Below are 19,106 nucleotides of genomic sequence, written 5' to 3' on the forward strand. Positions count from 1 at the left end.
CCCGGCACGCTAGCGCACGAACGCTCCGGCGGCATCGGCCAGGTCGAGCAGCGGTTGCGGCAGTGCGCCAAGGCCCAGGGTGACCGCGGCGCTGAGCGTGACGGTGGCCGTGCTGAGCGCGCTCGGTACGACTACGGTCGGCCCGTCGTCGGGTGGATCGGTGAAGAACATCAGCACGATCACCCGCACGTAGAAGTAGGCGGCGACGGCGCTCGCACACACCCCGACGACCACCAGCGGCGCCGCGCCGCCCTCGGCGACGGCCTTGAACACCGCGAACTTGCCGACGAAGCCGCTGGTGAGGGGAATGCCGGCGAATGCCAGCAGGAACAGCGAGAACACCGCACCGACCAGCGGATGGCGTCGGCCGAGGCCGGCCCACCGCGTCATGTCGGTCTCCTCGTCGCCGTCGACGGTGCGCACGACGCTGACGACGGCGAAGGCGCCCAGGGTGCTGATGCCGTAGGCGGCGAGGTAGAACAGCGTGGCGGACAGGCCGTTGCCGTTCAGGGCGATCACGCCGGTGAGGATGAAGCCGGCATGCGCCACCGAGGAGTAGGCGAGCATGCGCTTGACGTCGGTCTGCGACACCGCGGTGACGGTGCCGACCACCATCGTCAGGATCGCCACCGCCCACAGCAGCGGCCGCCAATCGGCCGCCATCCCGGGCAGGGCCACGTACACGATGCGTAGCGTCGCACCGAAGGCCGCGACCTTGGTGGCCGCCGCCATGAACGCCGTCACCGGGGTGGGCGCACCCTGGTAGACGTCGGGAATCCACGAATGAAACGGCACGGCACCGACTTTGAACAGGACGCCGACCGACAGCAGTCCCATGCCGACCAGCGCGAGGCCGGCGTTGCCGGTGTCTGCGTCGACGGCGGCGGCGATGCCCGCGAGGCTCAGGCCGCCCGAATAGCCGTACAGCAGGGCGATGCCGTAGAGGAAGAACGCCGAGGAAAAGGCGCCGAGCAGGAAGTACTTGAGCGCTGCCTCCTGGGACAGCAGGCGGCGCCGCCGCGCGAGACCGCACATCAGGTACAGCGGCAGCGAGAACACCTCGAGGGCGACGAACATCGTCAGCAGGTCCTCGGACCCGGTGAATAGCATCATGCCGCCCACGGCGAAGAGGGTCAGCGGGAACACCTCGGTCTGCACCAGACCCGCTGCGGTGGACTGCTTCTCGGCGAGGCTGCCCGGCACCGCGGACGCCTGCGGGGTGAAGGCGTCCAGACCGCGGGCACGCGCGGCGCCGGCCACCGCGTGCCGGACCGACTGCCGCTCGGCCATCAGCAGCGTGCTCAGCACGCCGATCACCAGGATCGTGCCCTGCAGGAACACCGCGGGCCGGTCGACGGCGACCGAGCCCATCACGGCGATGCGCCCGTCCGTGCCGCGCAGGTCGATCCAGACGCCGACGGTCGCGATGAGCGCGGCCAGCTGCGCGACGACCGTCACCGCCAGCTGAATGCGGTAGCGCACGCCGCGCGGGCAGAACGCCTCGACGAGGACGCCGACGACGGCGGCGCCGAACACCAGGAGCAGCGGTGCGAGGAGGCCGTATTCGACGGTGGGTGGCGCGAGGGTCACTGTCGGCCGCCTTCCGCGATCCGGGGCGCGGGGTCCCGTTCACCGATCGTGACGAGCGTGTGCCCGACCGCCGGGTCTATGACGTCCAGCGCGGGTTTGGGGTAGATGCCCAGGACCAGGAGCAGCACCAGCAGCGGCGCGACGACGGCCAGTTCGCGCGGGACGAGGTCGCGCAGCGACTCGTTGCCCTCGGTCACCGGTCCGGTCATCATCCGCTGATACGCCCACAGCACGTACACCGCGGAGAGCACCAGGGCCAATGCTGCGAACACCGCTAAGACCGGGTAGCGGGTGAACGTGCCGACCAGGACCAGGAATTCGCTGACGAACGGTGCGAGACCGGGCAGCGACAGCGTCGCCAGACCGGCGACGAGGAACGTCCCGGCCAGCACGGGGGCCACCCGCTGCACCCCGCCGAACGCGTCGATCGCCCGGGTCCCGCGCCGCGACACCAGGAAGCCGGCGATGAGGAACAGCGCCGCGGTGGAGATGCCGTGGTTGACCATGTACAGCGTGGAGCCCGTCTGTCCCTGGCTGGTCATCGCGAAGATGCCGAGGATGATGAAGCCGAAGTGCGAGATCGACGTGTAGGCGATGAGGCGCATGACGTCGGTCTGGCCGATCGCGACGACGGCGCCGTACACGATGCCGATCACCGCCAGCGTGATCACCAGCGGCCGGAACGTCAGCGACGCATCCGGGAACAACTGCAGGCAGTACCGGAGCATGCCGAACGTGCCGACCTTGTCGACGACCGCCATCATCAGCACCGCGGTGGCGGGCGTCGACTCCACCGCGGCGTCGGGCAGCCAGCGGTGCAGCGGCCACAGCGGCGCCTTGATCGCGAACGCGAACAGGAAGCCGCCGAACAGCAGGTTCATCACGGCGGGGTCGATGACGAAGGCGCCGCTCGACACCGCCGCCGCGATGGCCCGGACGTCGAACGTGCCGGCCGCGAAGGCGGTGCTGCCGGCCGTCGCGACGTAGAGACCGATGACCGCGGCGAGCATGATGAGGCCGCCGAAGAGGTTGTACAGCAGGAACTTCACGGCCGCCTTCGAGCGGGCCTGCGCCGGACCGCCGCCGAAGCCGCCGATCAGGAAGTACATCGGGATCAGCATCGCCTCGAAGAACACGTAGAACAGCAGCACGTCGAGCGCGGTCAGCGAGATGAGCACCATGCCCTCGACGGCCAGCGTCAGCGCCAGGTAGGTGTGCACCGAGCGCGCCCGTTCGCCGCCGTCGAGCCACCCCGCGACGATCAGCAACGGCACCAGCACGGCGGTCAGCACCACCAGGGCCAGGGCGATGCCGTCGACGCCCAGTACGTAACCGGTGCCGAAGGAGGGAATCCACGGGTGGTCCTCGACGAACTGGTACTGCGCACCGGCCGGGTCGAACCGCACGGCGAGCAGCACGGCGACCGCCAGGACGGCCAGCGCGACCGTCAGCGCGGCGTACTTCGCCAGATGCCGTGCGGCGGCGGGCAGCAGCAGCACCGCGACGGCGCCGAGCATCGGCACCGCCCACAGGATCGTCAACCAGGGCATCACCACACCCGCACCGCCAGGATCAGGGCCACCACCAGGGTGGCGCCACCCAACATGGAGAGCGCGTAGCTGCGCGCGAATCCCGTCTGCAGCAGGCCGAGTCGCCGCGACGCCGAGCCGACGGCGGCGCCCAGCCCACGGGACACCCCGTCGATGCCCTCGTCGTCGATCTCCATCAGACCGGCGGTGAGCAGCTGTCCCGGGCGCATCAGGAGTTCCTCGTTGACGGCATCGGCGTAGAGGTCGCGCCGGGCCGCGACCGTCAGCGCGGAGACGTCGGTGGGTGCGGTCACCGGCACCGGCCGCCGGGCGTACATCCGCACGGCGACGAGCACGCCGACGGCGACGACGCCGAGGGTCAGGGCGGTGCTGACCCACACCGGCATCGCGTGGTGGGCCTCGTGCGCGCCGACGACCGGTTCCAGCCAGTGCGCGAGCGTCCCGCCGACGGCCAGCAGCCCCCCGGCGCCGACCGAGCCGACCGCGAGCGCGATCATCGGCGCGGTCATGACGGCCGGCGCCTCTTGCGGGTGGGTGAAGGGCCGCCAGCGCGGCGCGCCGAAGAACGTCAGCACCATGACGCGGGTCATGTAGAACGCGGTGATGCCTGCTCCGAGCAACGTCGCGCCGCCCAGTAGCCAGCCCGTGACACCCCCTGCGGCGAAGGCGGTCTCGATGATCGGGTCCTTGGAGAAGAAGCCCGACAGCGGCGGCACGCCGATGATGGCGAGGTAGCCCAGCCCGAACGTCGCGAACGTGATGGGCAGATACCGGCGCAGACCGCCGTGGCGGCGCATGTCGGTCTCGTCGTCCATGGCGTGCATCACCGAGCCGGCGCCGAGGAACAGGCCCGCCTTGAAGAAGCCGTGCGTCAGCAGGTGCAGGATCGCGAGGGCATACCCGGCGGGCCCGAGCCCGGCGGCGAGCACCATGTAGCCGATCTGGCTCATCGTGGATGCGGCCAGGGCCTTCTTCACGTCGTCCTTCGCGCAGCCGATGACGGCGCCGAACAGCAGCGTGACCGCACCCACCACCACGACCGCGGTGCGGGCCGCCGGCGCGAGGTCGTAGACCGGGCCGGACCGCACGATCAGGTACACCCCGGCGGTCACCATGGTGGCCGCGTGGATCAGCGCCGACACCGGGGTGGGGCCCTCCATGGCGTCGCCGAGCCACGACTGCAGCGGCACCTGCGCCGACTTGCCGCACGCGGCGAGCAGCAGCAGCAGACCGATCGCAGTGACGGCCCCGCCCGACATCTCCCCGGCGGCGGCGAACACTCCGTCGTAGGAGACCGTGCCGGCCTCGGCGACCATCACCATCAGCGCCACGGCGAGTCCGATGTCGCCGACGCGGTTGACGACGAAGGCCTTCTTGGCCGCCGTCGCAGCCGACGGCTTGTGCGACCAGAACCCGATCAACAGGTAGGACGCCAACCCGACGCCCTCCCACCCGACGTAGAGGCCGAGGTAGTTGTCGGCGAGTACCAGCAGCAGCATCGCGGCGACGAACAGGTTGAGGTAGGCGAAGAAGCGGCGACGCCCTGGGTCGTGCGCCATGTACCCGATCGAGTAGACGTGGATGAGCGAGCCGACGCCGGTGATGAGCAGCACGAAGCACACCGACAGCTGATCCAGCCGAAGACCGAAGTCGACCTGCAGGGCGCCGACCGGCACCCAGGAGAACAGCGTCTCCGACACCGTCCGCTCCTCGGCGCCGCGGCCGAGCAGGTGCACCCACTGCGTCACGCCGACCGCGAACGCCGCGACGGCGGTCGCGGTGCCCAGCAGGTGGCCCCACGCGTCGGTGCGGCGGCCGCCGAGCAGCAGGACCACCGCCCCGGCCAGGGGGAGCGCGATGAGCAGCCACACCGGGAGCATCAGTGCCTCAGCAGGTTCGCCGCGTCGACCGACGCCGAGCGCCGGGTGCGGAAGATCGCCATGATGATCGCCAGGCCCACGACGACCTCGCAGGCGGCGACCACCATCGTGAAGAACGCCACCACCTGACCGTCGAGGTGGCCGTGCATCCGGGAGAACGTCACGAACGCGAGGTTTGCGGCGTTGAGCATCAGCTCGACGCACATGAACATGACGATGGCGTTGCGCCGCAACAGGACTCCGGCCGCACCGATGCTGAACAGCAGCACCGACAGGTAGAGGTAGGCGTCGGGCCTCACCGCTGCGTCCTCGGGGTCAGCATGGCACTCACCGACAGCTCGGAGTCCGACCCGTCGGGCAGTCGCGCGGCCATGTCCACGGCGTTGTGCCGGGCGTACACGCCGGGGTTCGGCATCGGCGTCGGGTGCGCGCCGGCGAACCGCTCGATGGCGAGTTCGCGCTGGGTCTTGCGGCGGCCGATGCGTTCGCGGTGCGCGAGCACCATGGCGCCGAGCGCCGCGGTGATCAGCAGGGCGCTGGTCAGTTCGAACGCCCACAGGTAGCGCACGAAGATGAGTTCCGCGAGCCCGGAGACGTTGTCGTTGGCCGACGGCGTGGGGCCGCTGACGCCCTGCGTGGCGACGCTGCCGATGCCGGCGATGAGCACGACGCCGAAGCCGACCCCCGCGACGATCGCCGCCCGGCGCTGCCCGCGGATGGTCTCGGTGAGAGAGTCGGCCGAGTCCACCCCGATCAGCATGAGCACGAACAGGAACAGCATCATCACCGCGCCGGTGTAGACGACGATCTGGACGACACCGAGGAACACGGCGCCCTGGGCGATGTAGAGCACCGCGAGGACGATCATGGTGCAGGCCAGGAACATCGCGGAGTACACGGCCTTGGGCGCCGCGACCATGGCGACGGCGGCGACGACGGCTAGCGTGGCGAGGACCCAGAACAGCACCGCCTCGCCGGTCACCGGACCGTCAACCCGTCCGCGCCGACGTGGCCGCGGTAGTAGTCCTCGTCGGTGCTGCCCTCGGCCATGGCGTGCGGCGGTGCCGTCATGTCGGACGTGAGCGGTGCGAGCAGCCGGTCCTTGCCGTAGATGAGGTCGGAGCGGTTGTCGTCGGCCAGCTCGTAGTCGTTGGTCATGGTCAGGGCGCGGGTGGGGCACGCTTCGATGCACAGCCCGCAACCGATGCAGCGCAGGTAGTTGATCTGGTAGACGCGGCCGTAGCGTTCCCCGGGCGAGAACCGCTCGGCGTCGGTGTTGTCGGCGCCCTCGACGAAGATGGCGTCGGCGGGGCAGGCCCACGCACACAGTTCGCAGCCGATGCACTTCTCCAGCCCGTCGGCGTACCGGTTGAGTTGATGCCTGCCGTGGTACCGCCGCGCGGTGGGGCCCGGTTTCTCCGGATACTCCTCGGTCACCGGCTTCTTGAACATCGTGCCGAACGTGACGCCGAAACCGGCGACCGCATCAACGAACCGCATGGCTGACCTCCTTGGCGGGGATCGGGGGGACCGGGAAGTCGCCGGAGTCCGGCGCCGGGCCGTCGGGGTGGCGAAGGCGCCTGCGGCGCAGGACCTTCCACAGCACGGCGACCACGGCGACGCCGACCGCCGCGGAGGCCACGACCAGGGTGGCGGCCCACCCGCCGTACCCCTGCGCGCGCAGGGTCCGGACCACCGCGACCGTCATGATCCAGACCAGGGACAGCGGGATCAGGGCCTTCCAGCCCAGCCCCATGAACTGGTCGTAGCGCAGCCGAGGCAGCGTGGCGCGCAGCCACATGAAGACGAACATGAATGCCCACACCTTGGCCACGAACCACAGCAGCGGCCACCATCCGGAGTTGGCGCCGTCGATGAGGCTGATCGGCCACGGCGCCTGCCAACCGCCGAGGAACAGCGTGGTGGCCAGGGCCGAGACCGTGGTCATGTTGACGTATTCGGCCAGCATGAACATCGCGAACTTCAGCGACGAGTACTCGGTGTGAAAGCCGCCGACGAGTTCACCCTCGGCCTCCGGCAGGTCGAAGGGCGCGCGGTTGGTCTCGCCGACCATCGCGGTGACGTAGACGAGGAACGACGGCAGCAGCAGGAACACGTACCAGAGCCCCTGCTGGGCGGCGACGATCTCCGAGGTCGACATGGTGCCCGCGTACAGGAAGACCGCGGCGAACGACAGCGCCATCGCGATCTCGTAACTGATCACCTGGGCGCTCGACCGTAGCCCTCCCAGCAGTGGGTAGACCGATCCCGACGCCCAGCCCGCCAGCACGATGCCGTAGACGCCGATCGACGTGACGGCCAGGACGTACAGCACGGCGACGGGCAGATCGGTCAGCTGCAGCGGGGTGCGGTGACCGAACACGCTGACCATGCCGCCGAGCGGGATGACCGCGAACGCCATGATCGCCGGGACCACCGCGATCACCGGTGCCAGCAGGTAGATCGGCTTGTCGACGCCCGCCGGGATCAGGCCCTCCTTGAGGGCGAGCTTGACGCCGTCGGCGAGGCTCTGCAGCAGGCCGAACGGGCCGACCCGGTTGGGACCGTACCGCATCTGCATGCGGCCCAGCACTTTTCGCTCGACGAGGATGGCGACGAGCACCGTCAGGACGCAGAACACGAAGACGCCCAGCGCCTTCGCGAGCACCAGCCACCACGGATCGTGACCGAAGGAGTCCAGCGTCGGGTAGTTCACGGCATCTCCGCCCGCGCGATCGCGACGAGCGACCCCATCTCGGCGGTCAGCGTGCCCAGCGGCACCCACACGACGCCGTCGGGCATCTCGGTGACCTCCAGCGGCAGCGGCACCGAGCCGCCCACCAGCACCCGGTCACCGTCGCCGGCGCCGATCGCGGCAGCCGTCGCGGCCGACAGCCGCACCACCGGGGGGCGGGCGGTGCCCGCCAGGTGCGGCTCGCCGTCCTGCAGCCGGCCGTGGTCGAGCAGCATCCGCCAGCCGGCGAGCACCGCGGTGCCGGGTTCTGGCGCCGGGGGTGGCGCGGCGGGCAGGTCCGGTGCCGGGGCTGGGGTGCCCTGCCAGGCGCCGAGGCCGATGAGTTCGGCGCGGGCCGCGGCGGTGTCGGGCAGTGCGAGGTCGACGCCGAATTCGTCGGCGAGCGCCGCCAGCACGCGCATGTCGGCGGTGGCCTCCGGCGGCAGCGCGGGACCGAACGGTCGCAGCCGGCCCTCCCAGTCGACGAAGGCGCCGGCCTTCTCCGCGACCGGCGCCACGGGAAACACCACGTCGGCGCGGTCGCTGACGGCACTGTGCCGCAGTTCGAGGCTGACGACGAACCCGGCGGCGTCGACGGCGGCGAGCGCCGCCGCCGGGTCGGGTAGATCGGCGACGTCCACGCCGCCGACGAGCAGCGCGCCCAGCTCCCCGTCGAGGGCGGCGGCCAGGATGCCGGAGGTGTCGCGGCCCTCGGCGTCCGGCAGGGCGTCGACGTGCCAGGCGGCGGCGACCTCGGCGCGGGCGTCCGGGTCGGCCAGCGGCCGACCGCCCGGCAGCAGCGTGGGCAGCGCGCCCGCTTCGAGCGCCCCCCGGTCCCCGGCACGGCGCGGGACCCAGCCCACCCGCGCGCCGGCGGTCGCGGCGGCGCGCAGCACCGCCGAGTACGCACCCGGTGACGTGGCGAGCCGCTCACCGACGAGGATCACCGTGCCCGGCGTCAGCTCCGGCCCGAGGGCGTCGAGGGCCTCGGCCTCACCGCCGGGGACGGCGGCGACGAGGGTGCCGTCGAGCTTGCGCAGACCGCGGGACGCGAACGGGGCGACCGAGATGACCGCGAGCCCGTGCTTGCGGACGGCCTTGCGTAGCCGCAGGAAGACGATCGGCGACTCCTCCTCGGGCTCGAGCCCGACGAGCAGCACCGCGGGCGCCGCCTCGAGGTCGGCGTAGGTGACCGCCATGGTGCGGCCGGCGACCGCGGCGGCCAGAAAGGCGGCCTCCTCGGCGCAGTGGGCGCGGCTGCGGAAGTCGATGTCGTTGCTGCCGAGGACGATTCGCGTGAACTTCGCGTACGCGTAGGCGTCCTCGACGGTGACGCGGCCGCCGACCAGCACGCCCGTGCGGGCGCCGGCGGCCTGGAGCCCACGGACCGCGACGGCGACGGCCTCCGACCACGACGCGGGCCGCTGCCCGCCGTGCGCGTCACGGATGAGCGGCGTGGCGATGCGGTCGCCCTGGCGGGCGTAGGCGAACGCCCACCGCCCCTTGTCGCAGTTCCACTCCTCGTTGACCTCGGGGTCGTCCCCGGCGAGGCGGCGCAGCACCCGGCCGCGCCGGTGGTCGGTGCGCTGCGCGCAGCCCGACGCGCAGTGCTCGCAGACGCTGGGCGTGGAGACCAGGTCGAATGGGCGGGCACGGAACCGGTAGGCGGTGCCGGTGAGCGCGCCGACGGGACAGATCTGCACCGTGTTGCCGGAGAAGTAGGAGTCGAACGGCGCGTCGGCCGCGATCCCGACCTGTTGCAGCGCACCGCGTTCCAACAACTCGATGAACGGGTCACCCGCCACCTGATCGGAGAATCGGGTGCAGCGCGCGCACAGCACGCAGCGCTCCCGGTCGAGCAGGACCTGCGCGGAGAGGTTGATCGGCTTCGGGTAGGTGCGCTTGACGTCGGTGAAGCGGCTGTCCGCGCGGCCGTTCGACATCGCCTGGTTCTGCAGCGGGCACTCGCCGCCCTTGTCGCAGACCGGGCAGTCCAGCGGGTGGTTGATCAGAAGCAGTTCCATCACCCCGTGCTGGGCGCGGTCGGCGATCTCCGACGTCAGCTGCGTGCGCACCACCATGTCGGGCATCACGGTCGTAGTGCAGGAGGCGAGCGGCTTGCGCTGGCCCTCCACCTCGACGAGGCACTGCCGGCAGGCGCCCACCGGGTCGAGCAGCGGATGATCGCAGAACCGGGGGATCTGCACGCCCATCAGCTCGGCCGCGCGGATCACGAGCGTGCCCTTCGGCACGCTGATGCGGTGGTCGTCGATGGTCAGCGACACCATCTCCACCTCGGCGGCGGTACCGGCCCGCTGGTTCTCGGCGGTCGTCACACGCCCACTCCTTCCGGTGCGGCCAGCATCGCGGCGCGCGGGTCGAACGGGCAGCCGCCGTCGAGGTGCGCGAGGTACTCGTCGCGAAAGTGCGCAATCGAGGACGTGATCGGGCTCGCCGCGCCATCTCCGAGCGCGCAGAACGACTTGCCGAGGATGGCGTCGGACACGTCGAGCAGGGTGTCCACGTCCGAGGCGTCGGCGTTCCCGGCCTCCAGACGGGCGTAGATCTGGGTGAGCCAGTAGGTGCCCTCCCGGCACGGCGTGCACTTGCCACACGATTCGTGGGCGTAGAACTCGGTCCAGCGGCGCACCGCCCGCACCACGCACGTGGTCTCGTCGAAGATCTGCAGCGCCTTGGTGCCCAGCATCGAGCCGGCCTTGCCGACGTTCTCGTAATCCAATGGCACGTCCAGGTGTTCGGCGGTCAACAGTGGCGTCGACGAGCCGCCGGGGGTCCAGAACTTCAGCTGGTGCCCGGCGCGGACCCCGCCGGCGAGGTCGAGCAGCTCGCGCAGCGTGACCCCCAACGGTGCCTCGTACTGGCCGGGCCGCGTGACGTGCCCCGACAGCGAGTACAGCGTGAACCCGGGTGACTTCTCCGATCCCATCGACCGGAACCACTCGGCGCCACCGCGGATCACCGCGGGGACGCTGGCGATCGACTCGACGTTGTTCACGACCGTCGGGCAGGCGTACAGGCCGGCCACCGCGGGGAACGGCGGGCGCAGCCGGGGCTGGCCGCGCCGGCCCTCGAGCGAATCCAGCAGCGCGGTCTCCTCGCCGCAGATGTAGGCGCCCGCGCCGGCGTGCACCACCAGATCCAGGCCGACGCCGGAGCCGGCGACGTCCGGGCCGAGGTAGCCCGCCGCGTAGGCCTCCGCGACCGCGGCCTGCAGGCGGCGCAGCACCGGCACCACCTCGCCGCGCACGTAGACGAAGGCGTGCCGGGCGCGAATGGCGTAGGCGGCGACGATGGCGCCCTCGATCAGCACGTGCGGCGTGGCCAGCAGCAGCGGCATGTCCTTGCACGTCCCGGGCTCGGACTCGTCGGCATTGATCACCAGGTAGTGCGGCTTGGCCGCCGCCCCCTCCGCGCCTTGCGGAATGAACGACCACTTCTGCCCGGTCGGGAACCCCGCCCCGCCGCGGCCGCGCAGGCCGGACTCCTTCACCAGCGCGATGACGTCGTCGGGTGCCATGCCGAGCGCCGTGGTCAGCGCGTCGTAACCGCCGTGGCGGCGGTAGGCGTCCAGCGTCCAGGACGACGGCTCGTCCCAGTAGCGGCTCAGGACCGGGGTGAGCGTCACGGGCGGCTGCCGTTCCTCGGCGGCACGTCGGCCGATGGGGCGGGCGCGGGCTCCTCGCGCACCGCCTCGGCAGCCATCTTCTCCTGGTCCGGGGCATCGACGGCCGCGGTGGCGGCGCCGGGCTCGGGTGCGGTCATGCCGTGCTCGCGTGCCACCGTCAGCCCGGCGAGCGTTGCCGCACCGGGCAGAGTGTCGTTGGCGCCGGGCCGTTGATCGGGGAACCCCGCGAGGATGCGGGCCGTCTCGCGGAACGTGCACAGCGTCGCGCCCCGGGTGGGGGTCACCGGACGACCGTCGCGCAGCGCATCCACCACGTCCCGTGCGGAGTCGGGCGTCTGATCGTCGAAGAACTCCCAGTTGACCATCATCACCGGGGCGTAGTCGCACGCCGCGTTGCACTCGACGTGCTCGAGGGTCACCCGCCCGTCGGCGGTGGTCTGTCCGGCGTGCAGTCCCAGGTGCTGTTGCAGGGCGTCGAGGATGGCGTCACCGCCCATCACCGCGCACAGCGTGTTCGTGCAGACGCCCACCAGGTAGTCGCCGGTGGGGGTGCGCCGGTACATCGAGTAGAAGGTCGCGACGGCCGTCACCTCGGCCGCGCTCAGCCCGAGTCGCTCACCGCAGAAGGCGATTCCGGCAGGGGTGAGGTAGCCGTCCTCGGCCTGCACCAGGTGCAGCAGGGGCAGCAGCGCCGACCGCGGCTGCGGGTACCGGCCGATGATCTGCGCGGCGTCGCGAGTCAGCCGCTCGACGACGTCGACCGAATACGACTGCGGTCCTCGCGAGATGGGCGGCCCGGGTTCGTCGGGGCGGGGGCCGAGCCGCAATTCCACCGCCGTCACACGAGTCTCCTCTTCGCGCGAGCGCTCATCAAAAGTCTCCTCTTCGCGCGAGCGCTCATCAGCGGTCCACCCCACCCATCACCGGATCGATCGACGCCACCGCCGCGATCGCGTCGGCGACCATCCCGCCCTCGCACATCGCCGCCACCGCCTGCAGATTCGTGAACGACGGGTCGCGGTAGTGCACGCGGTAGGGGCGGGTGCCACCGTCGCTGACCATGTGCACGCCGAGTTCGCCGCGCGGCGACTCCACGGCCACGTACACCTGGCCGGCGGGCACCCGGATGCCCTCGGTGACGAGCTTGAAGTGGTGGATGAGCGCCTCCATCGAACCGCCCATGATCTTCGCGACGTGCTCACCGGAGTTGCCCAGGCCGTCGGGCCCGAGCGTCAGGTCGGCCGGCCACGCGAGCTTGCGGTCGGTCAGCATCACCGGACCGGGTCGCAGCCGGTCCAGGCACTGCTCGACGATCTTGATCGACTCCCGCATCTCCTTGACCCGAATGAGGTAGCGGCCGTAGGAGTCGCACCGGTCGTCGGTGACGACGTCGAACTCGTAGTGCTCGTAGCCGCAATACGGCTGGGCGCGTCGGAGGTCGTGCGGCAGCCCGGTGGAGCGCAGCACCGGACCGGTGATGCCGAGCGCCATGCACCCGGTCAGGTCGAGGTAGCCGACGCCGACGGTGCGCGCCTTCCAAATGTAATTCTCGTTGAGCAGATTCTCCATGTCGCGCAACCGCTTCGGCAGCAGCGCCAGCAGCTCGCGCAGCTGCGGCAGCGCTTCGTCGGGCAGGTCGGCGGCCAGCCCGCCGGGCCGGACGTAGGCGTGGTTCATCCGCAACCCGGTGATGGTCTCGAACACCGACAGGATCAGCTCGCGCTCCCGGAACCCGAAGAACATGGCCGACATCGAGCCGAGTTCCATGCCGCCGGTGGCCAGCGCCACCAGGTGGCTGGAGATCCGGTTGAGTTCCATCAGTAGCACCCGGATGACGGTGGCGCGTTCGGGGATGTCGTCGGTGACGCCGAGCAGGGCCTCGACGCCGAGGCAGTACACCGTCTCGTTGAAGAAGGGGGAGAGGTAGTCCATCCGGGTGACGAACGTGACGCCCTGCGTCCAGGTGCGGTACTCGAGGTTCTTCTCGATCCCGGTGTGCAGGTACCCGATTCCGCAGCGCGCCTCGGTGATCGTCTCGCCCTCGATCTCGAGGATGAGGCGCAGCACGCCATGGGTGGAGGGATGCTGTGGGCCCATGTTGACGACGATGCGGTCACCGGCGTCCGCCGCGTCGCGCGCGGCGGCGACGACCTCGTCCCAATCCTCGCCGCCGACGGTCACGACGGTCTCGCGCTGATCGGTCATCAGTGGTACGCCCTCCGCTCGTCGGGCGGCGGGATCTTCGCGCCGTGGTACTCCACCGGGATGCCGCCGAGGGGATAGTCCTTGCGCTGCGGGTGGCCCACCCAGTCGTCGGGCATCTCGATGCGCGTCAGCGCGGGATGACCGTCGAACAGGATGCCGAAGAAGTCGTAGGTCTCGCGCTCGTGCCAGTCGGTCGTCGGGTACACCGGGTACAGCGAGGGGATGTGCGGGTCGGCGTCGGGGGCGGCCACCTCGACCCGCAGCCGGCGGTTGTGCGTGATGGACATCAGCGGGTACACCGCATGCAGTTCGCGGCCGGCGTCGGCCGGGTAGTGCACGCCCGAGACCCCGAGGCACAGCTCGAATCTCAACGCCGGATCGTCCCGCAACGCCTGCGCCACGGTCCGCAGGTGCGCCCGCCGCACCTCGATCTCGAGTTGGCCGCGGAACACCACCACGCGCTCGACCGCGGCGGCGAAGGTCTCCTCGCCGAGTGCGGCGGCCAGCGCGTCGACCACCTCGTCGAAGTAACCGCCGTACGGCCGCGGCGTGCTGCCGGGCAGGGCGACCTCGCGGACGAGGCGGCCGTAGCCGGACGTGTCACCGCTGCCGCGCACGCCGAACATGCCGCGCCGCGTGCCGATCACCTCGCGGTCCGGATCGTCGGTATCGGTCATGGGCGCAGCAGTCCGGTGAACTCGATGGTGGGACGGGACGCGAGCGCGGCCTGCTCGGCGGCCGCGACCACCTCGGCACGGTGGACGCCGAGCGGCATCTCGGCGATCTTGGCGTGCAGGGCGAGGATCGCGTTGAGTAGCATCTCCGGGCGGGGCGGGCAGCCGGGGAGGTAGACGTCGACCGGCACCACGTGGTCGACGCCCTGCACCACGGCGTAGTTGTTGAACATGCCGCCCGAGGACGCGCAGACCCCCATCGCGAGAACCCATTTGGGCTCTGCCATCTGGTCGTACACCTGTCGCAGGACCGGGGCCATCTTCTGGCTGACCCGACCGGCGACGATCATCAGGTCGGCCTGGCGCGGGGTGGCCGAGAATCGCTCCATGCCGAACCGGGCGATGTCGAACCGAGGCCCAGCGGTGGCCATCATCTCGATCGCGCAGCACGCCAGGCCGAAGGTGGCCGGCCACAGCGACCCCTTCCGGACGTAGCCCGCGACCTTCTCCACCGTGGACAGCAGGATGCCGCCGGGCAGCTTCTCCTCTAGTCCCACGTCAGACCCCCGCGCCGCCACACGTAGGCGTAGGCGACGAACACCGTGAGCATGAACAGCAGCATCTCGATCACCGCGAAGAGGCCGAGCGCATCGAAGGACACGGCCCACGGGTAGAGGAAGACGATCTCGATGTCGAAGACGATGAACAGCATCGCCACCAGGTAGTACTTGACCGGGAACCGCTGGCCGGTGGCCTGCCCATTGGGCGAATGGGGATCGATCGGCTCGATGCCGCACTCGTAGGCCTCGAGTTTCGCGCGGTTGTAGCGGCGTGGGCCGATCAGGACCGCGATGCCGACCGAACCGACCGCGAAGACCGCAGCGATCGCCCCGATGACCAGGATGGGTATGTAGGAATTCATACCGCCGTGTCGCTCCCTCGTTGGGCTGTCGATGTGAGCTACGACACAGCTTAGCCTCGTTAACGGATCGCCCGGAGCATTTTGGCGAGGATCGCGTGTTCGGCCCTTCGTCCGGCACCGCCGCGGCGCTCAAGACGAAGACGCAACGCGCTCAGTTCATTTCGCGCCGTCCACGCAGGGTGTCGTGCACCCGCGGTGTCGTCAGTCGACCAGCGTGCGCAGCACCCCGGCCACGGCCTCGCCCAGCGCGATCGGGTCGATGGGGTGCGGCACCGCCGCCTCGGCGCGCGACCACGAGGCCAGCCAGGCGTCGTCGCGCCGGCCGGTCAGCACCACGATCGGCGGGCAGTGCGCCACCTCGTCCTTGAGCTGCTTGGCCACGCCCATGCCGCCGGCCGGGGTGGCCTCGCCGTCGAGGACGGCGACGTCGATGCCGCCGGCGTCGATGGTGCTGACCACGACGGGGGCGGTGGCGACCTCGAGGTAGGTCAGCTCGGGCAGGTCCGGGTGCACGCGGCTGCCCAGCGCCCACCGCACCTGATCGCGGACGCGCGCGTTGTCGCTGTAGACGAGGATCCGGATGGGGTCTGCTGCGGCGTCGCGCGCGGGGGACACCTCGGTGATGCTACGACCGGCGTGCGCTCACCGCGGCGAGTTCGCGTACCCGGTGGTTGACCTCAACGATGGTTGAGGTCCGACACTGGCGTCATGACCACTCCAGCCATGCACCGCTTCAACGAGGCCTACCTGTCGCACACCGCTCCGTGGGTGATCGGCGAGCCGCAGCCCGCCATCGTCGCCCTGGAACGCAGCGGTCGGCTACGGGGCCGCATCCTCGACGCGGGCTGCGGCCTCGGCGAACACACGATCCTGCTCGCCGCCCTCGACTACGACGTCCTGGGCATCGACTACGCACCCGAGGCCGTCGAGCAAGCGCGCGCCAATGCCCGCGCCAAGGGCGTCGACGCCCGTTTCGAGGTGGCCGACGCGACCGCGTTGCCCGCCGACGGCGGGTACGACACGGTGCTCGACAGCGCGCTGTTCCACGTCTTCGCCGGCGACGACCGTGGGGCGTACGTGGCGAGCCTGCACGGCGCGCTGCGACCCGGCGGCACGGCCCACGTGCTGGCGTTGTCCGACACCGGTCGCGGCTTCGGTCCGGCCGTCGGCGAGGACGACGTCCGATCCGCGTTCGCCCACGGGTGGGACCTCGAGGCCCTGGAGGCCACCACCTACCGCGGCGTGGTCACGCACTGGCACGCCGAGGCCCTCGGGTTGCCGATCGGCACGGTCGTCGACGAGCCGGCGTGGCTTGCGCGGGCGCGGCGTCGCTGACAGCACTGCGCGCGCTTGGCGCTACTCCTGGTCGTAGCCGGGATGGGCGACGGCGAGCCGGCGCAGCACCAGAGCGCGCAACACCGCGGTGACCTCACCGCCGTGCCCGTCGAGGTCGCCGCGGCGGATGGCGGCGGCCAGCGCCGCCTCGTCGGGGTAGCCCAGCAGTTCCGGGGGCGCCGCGCCGCGGGCGTCGTCGAGCAGCTCGCGCTCGACGGTCCGCAGCGCGTTGGCCGCGACCCGGACGTGGAAACCGACCGCCCCGTCGGTGGCCTCTCGCACCTCGGTCTCGAGGAACTCGGCGACCGCGGCCACCAGTTCGGCGGCGGTCGGCCTGCCGTGCCAGCCGGTCACGCCGACTCCAGCAGCGCAAGCAGGTCGTACTCGGTCTCGCACACCCGCCTGCCGATGGCGGCCAGCTCCACCGACCGGGTGGCGCCGGACAGGTGGCGCTCCACCTGATAGCGGCAGATGACGCCCCACCGCAGGGTGGACAGCACCAGCCACCAGTGCATCGCGCCGCGGTCCAGCGTCGTGCCGGATGCGTCCTCGTAGGCCCGCAGCAGGTCCTCGACGCTGCCGAGGCCGCCGGCGCCGAGGGCGGGCGGCGCGCCGAACCGCCACGCCCGGATGCAGAACCAGGCGAGGTCCTCGTACACCTCGCCGGCGTGGGTCAGTTCCCAGTCCAGCACCGCGGCCAGCCGGGCGGGTGCGGTTGCGGTGTCGACGATGAGGTTGCCCATCCGAAAGTCGCCGTGCACCAGCACCTTCGGCGATGGGGCGGGCCGGTGTGCGGCGAGCCACCGGAACGCCCACTCGAAGGTCGCGGTGGTGTCGCCCATCGCGTCGAGCTGCCCGTGCGATTCGCCGAGCGGCTCGGCGTCGGTCAGCCCGATGCCGGTGGGATCGGCGCGGTGGATCGCGGCCATCGCCCGGGCGCACTGCGACAGCAGGTCCGCCCGCGACGCGTCGTCGATGGCGCGCTGGATCCGGCGCACGATGGTCTCGCCGGCGACGAAGTCGCACACCAGGAACGGGCTGCCCAGCGTCGCGGTGGAGTCCGACGCCACCAGGACGCGGGGCACCGGCGCGCCGGCGGCGGCGGCACGGGTGAGGGCGGCGGCCTCCAGCTCCATGCCGGCGTGGATCTCCTCGGGCGGGCCGACGCGCAGGATCAGCGGCCGTCGTCGGTCGGTGGTCACGGCGTCGAACGCCCACGTCGCCCGGCTGGCGCCGCCGGTGAGGACGCGCAGCCCCTCGATGCCCACGTCGCCGAGCGCGGGGGCCAGGGCGGCGCCCAGTGCGCGGGCCAGCGCGTCGCCGCCGATCATCGACGCGACCCGAACCGGAACATGCGCTGCGCCACCCGGCGGATCTGAATCTCCTCGGCGCCCTCGGTGATCCGGTAGCGGCGGTGATGACGGTAGATGTGCTCGAACTGCTCGTGGCGACTGTAGCCCAGGCCGCCGTACACCTGCATCGCGCGGTCGGCGGCCTCGCACACCAGGCGGTTGGCGCGGTAGTTGGCCATCGACACCTTGTCGGAGACCTCCATGTGGTGGTCGCGGTCCAGGTGCCAGGCAGCGTAGTACACCAGCAGCCGCACCATCTGCGTCTCGGTCTGCAGCTCGACGAGCGGCCACTGCACGGCCTGGTTCACCGACAGCGGCTTGCCGAACACCACCCGCGCACTGGCGTACTCGGCGGCACGGTCGATGCAATACTGGGCGGCGCCCAGGCTGCTGGCGGCCTGACGGATCCGGTTCTCGTGCAGGAACGTCTGGCCCACCTCGAGGCCGTGGTCGACCTCGCCGAGCACCGCGTCGGCGGGCACCCGCACGTCGGTCAGGACGACCTCACCGTGGTCGGTCGGCATGTTGAACGTCCACCAGTAGAAGGGCACCGTGAAACCCGGTGCGTCGCAGGGCACCAGGAAGGCCGTGATGCCGAGCGCCTGTCCGGCCTCCCCGGACGTACGGGCGAACACCAAATCGTGCGTGGCTCGGTGTACGCCGGTGTTCCACCGCTTGGTGCCGTTGATGATCCAGGAGTCCCCGTCGCGGACCGCGGTGGTCTCCAGCCAGGTGGCGTCGCTGCCATGGTCGGGTTCCGATAGTCCGAACGCCATGGACCGGGTGCCGGTCAGCATGGCCTCGATCCACTCGGCCTTCTGCGACTCGGTACCGAATCGGTCCATCATGATGACCTGGGGGAAGTTGCCGACGATCGACGACTCGTCCTGCAGGTCGTTGTGCAGCCCGAGCCCCTTGTGCGCCAGATGTTCCCGGATCACGGCCATGTCGAGGTTGCTGCCGTCGCGGCCGCCGAACCGCGACGGCAGGCCGTAGCGCAGCCAGCCGGCGGCGTCGGCGCGGCGCCGCATCTCGTCGAGCAGCTCCTCCCACTCCCGGCGCGGCACGCCGCCGTTCTCCCAGTCGGTGCGGGCGTACTCGCGTCGCCGGTCGAAGTACTGCAGGTGCTCGGCCTCCAGTGGCGCGATCTCCGCGGAGATGAAGGCGTCGATCTCATCGAGCACGCCCCGAAGGTGTTCGGGCAGGGCGAAGTCCACG

Annotated in this window: 19 protein-coding genes; 1 reads left to right on the forward strand and 18 read right to left on the reverse strand. The window is 71.1% G+C overall.

The genetic code is table 11. The annotated features are described in order from the left end of the window. Positions 1 to 9: 9 nt before the first annotated feature. The 15 genes from nuoN to FZ046_RS14520 form a co-directional block, all read right to left on the reverse strand. Entirely contained in the window at positions 10 to 1,590 is a 1,581-nt protein-coding gene (gene nuoN / locus FZ046_RS14450; RefSeq protein ID WP_149484265.1) for an NADH-quinone oxidoreductase subunit NuoN, read from the reverse strand. Beyond that, a complete protein-coding gene (locus FZ046_RS14455) occupies positions 1,587 to 3,140 on the reverse strand; it encodes an NADH-quinone oxidoreductase subunit M (protein ID WP_070355258.1) in 1,554 nt (517 codons plus the stop codon). Before FZ046_RS14455 ends, nuoN begins: the two co-directional genes overlap by 4 nt. Continuing rightward, positions 3,140 to 5,023, reverse strand: a complete 1,884-nt coding sequence (gene nuoL / locus FZ046_RS14460) for an NADH-quinone oxidoreductase subunit L (protein WP_070355257.1) — start codon at positions 5,021 to 5,023, stop codon at positions 3,140 to 3,142. The genes FZ046_RS14455 and nuoL overlap by 1 nt, the downstream gene beginning before the upstream one ends. Further along, positions 5,020 to 5,319, reverse strand: coding sequence for an NADH-quinone oxidoreductase subunit NuoK (gene nuoK / locus FZ046_RS14465; RefSeq protein WP_070355248.1), 300 nt, complete (start codon positions 5,317 to 5,319; stop codon positions 5,020 to 5,022). The genes nuoL and nuoK overlap by 4 nt, the downstream gene beginning before the upstream one ends. Continuing rightward, positions 5,316 to 6,002 (reverse strand): NADH-quinone oxidoreductase subunit J, encoded by a 687-nt coding sequence (locus tag FZ046_RS14470; RefSeq protein WP_070355249.1) that lies wholly within the window; start codon positions 6,000 to 6,002, stop codon positions 5,316 to 5,318. Before FZ046_RS14470 ends, nuoK begins: the two co-directional genes overlap by 4 nt. Then, a complete protein-coding gene (gene nuoI, locus FZ046_RS14475) occupies positions 5,999 to 6,520 on the reverse strand; it encodes an NADH-quinone oxidoreductase subunit NuoI (RefSeq protein ID WP_070355250.1) in 522 nt (173 codons plus the stop codon). Before nuoI ends, FZ046_RS14470 begins: the two co-directional genes overlap by 4 nt. Further along, positions 6,507 to 7,736, reverse strand: a complete 1,230-nt coding sequence (gene nuoH, locus FZ046_RS14480; RefSeq protein ID WP_070355251.1) for an NADH-quinone oxidoreductase subunit NuoH — start codon at positions 7,734 to 7,736, stop codon at positions 6,507 to 6,509. Before nuoH ends, nuoI begins: the two co-directional genes overlap by 14 nt. Further along, complete coding sequence (locus tag FZ046_RS14485; protein WP_246183042.1) at positions 7,733 to 10,042, reverse strand: NADH-quinone oxidoreductase subunit G; 2,310 nt, start codon at positions 10,040 to 10,042, stop codon at positions 7,733 to 7,735. The genes nuoH and FZ046_RS14485 overlap by 4 nt, the downstream gene beginning before the upstream one ends. A gap of 44 nt (positions 10,043 to 10,086) precedes the next feature. Further along, positions 10,087 to 11,400 (reverse strand): NADH-quinone oxidoreductase subunit NuoF, encoded by a 1,314-nt coding sequence (gene nuoF / locus FZ046_RS14490; RefSeq protein WP_070352410.1) that lies wholly within the window; start codon positions 11,398 to 11,400, stop codon positions 10,087 to 10,089. Beyond that, complete coding sequence (gene nuoE, locus FZ046_RS14495; RefSeq protein ID WP_070352409.1) at positions 11,397 to 12,242, reverse strand: NADH-quinone oxidoreductase subunit NuoE; 846 nt, start codon at positions 12,240 to 12,242, stop codon at positions 11,397 to 11,399. The genes nuoF and nuoE overlap by 4 nt, the downstream gene beginning before the upstream one ends. 58 nt (positions 12,243 to 12,300) lie before the next feature. After that, entirely contained in the window at positions 12,301 to 13,605 is a 1,305-nt protein-coding gene (gene nuoD, locus FZ046_RS14500; protein WP_070352408.1) for an NADH dehydrogenase (quinone) subunit D, read from the reverse strand. Continuing rightward, positions 13,605 to 14,282 carry an NADH-quinone oxidoreductase subunit C gene (locus FZ046_RS14505; protein WP_070352407.1) on the reverse strand — a complete coding sequence of 226 codons (678 nt, stop codon included), beginning with the start codon at positions 14,280 to 14,282 and terminating at the stop codon, positions 13,605 to 13,607. The genes nuoD and FZ046_RS14505 overlap by 1 nt, the downstream gene beginning before the upstream one ends. Further along, positions 14,279 to 14,836 (reverse strand): NuoB/complex I 20 kDa subunit family protein, encoded by a 558-nt coding sequence (locus tag FZ046_RS14510; protein WP_070352406.1) that lies wholly within the window; start codon positions 14,834 to 14,836, stop codon positions 14,279 to 14,281. Before FZ046_RS14510 ends, FZ046_RS14505 begins: the two co-directional genes overlap by 4 nt. Next, a complete protein-coding gene (locus FZ046_RS14515; protein ID WP_070352405.1) occupies positions 14,827 to 15,201 on the reverse strand; it encodes an NADH-quinone oxidoreductase subunit A in 375 nt (124 codons plus the stop codon). The genes FZ046_RS14510 and FZ046_RS14515 overlap by 10 nt, the downstream gene beginning before the upstream one ends. Before the next feature lie 201 nt (positions 15,202 to 15,402). Continuing rightward, positions 15,403 to 15,816: an Rv3143 family two-component system response regulator gene (locus FZ046_RS14520; RefSeq protein ID WP_070352404.1), complete on the reverse strand. Its 414-nt coding sequence runs from the start codon at positions 15,814 to 15,816 to the stop codon at positions 15,403 to 15,405. Between the two features lie 93 nt (positions 15,817 to 15,909). On the opposite strand from FZ046_RS14520, the gene FZ046_RS14525 reads away from it, so the two are divergent. Beyond that, positions 15,910 to 16,536 (forward strand): class I SAM-dependent methyltransferase, encoded by a 627-nt coding sequence (locus FZ046_RS14525; protein WP_070352403.1) that lies wholly within the window; start codon positions 15,910 to 15,912, stop codon positions 16,534 to 16,536. Between the two features lie 21 nt (positions 16,537 to 16,557). Here the strand turns inward: FZ046_RS14525 and FZ046_RS14530 are convergent, their stop codons facing one another. From FZ046_RS14530 to FZ046_RS14540, 3 genes are read right to left on the reverse strand one after another with little or no spacing between them, the layout of a single operon-like run. Then, on the reverse strand, positions 16,558 to 16,890 hold the full coding sequence (locus FZ046_RS14530) for a DUF6285 domain-containing protein (RefSeq protein WP_070352402.1): 333 nt from the start codon (positions 16,888 to 16,890) through the stop codon (positions 16,558 to 16,560). Then, the gene (locus FZ046_RS14535; protein WP_070352401.1) at positions 16,887 to 17,867 is read right to left on the reverse strand and encodes a phosphotransferase family protein; all 981 of its coding nucleotides are present in this window, start codon (positions 17,865 to 17,867) and stop codon (positions 16,887 to 16,889) included. Before FZ046_RS14535 ends, FZ046_RS14530 begins: the two co-directional genes overlap by 4 nt. Continuing rightward, on the reverse strand, positions 17,864 to 19,105 hold the full coding sequence (locus FZ046_RS14540; protein WP_070352400.1) for an acyl-CoA dehydrogenase family protein: 1,242 nt from the start codon (positions 19,103 to 19,105) through the stop codon (positions 17,864 to 17,866). Before FZ046_RS14540 ends, FZ046_RS14535 begins: the two co-directional genes overlap by 4 nt. Position 19,106 lies beyond the last annotated feature (1 nt).

The sequence above is a fragment of the Mycolicibacterium grossiae genome (assembly GCF_008329645.1).
Taxonomy (GTDB): Bacteria; Actinomycetota; Actinomycetes; order Mycobacteriales; family Mycobacteriaceae; genus Mycobacterium; species Mycobacterium grossiae.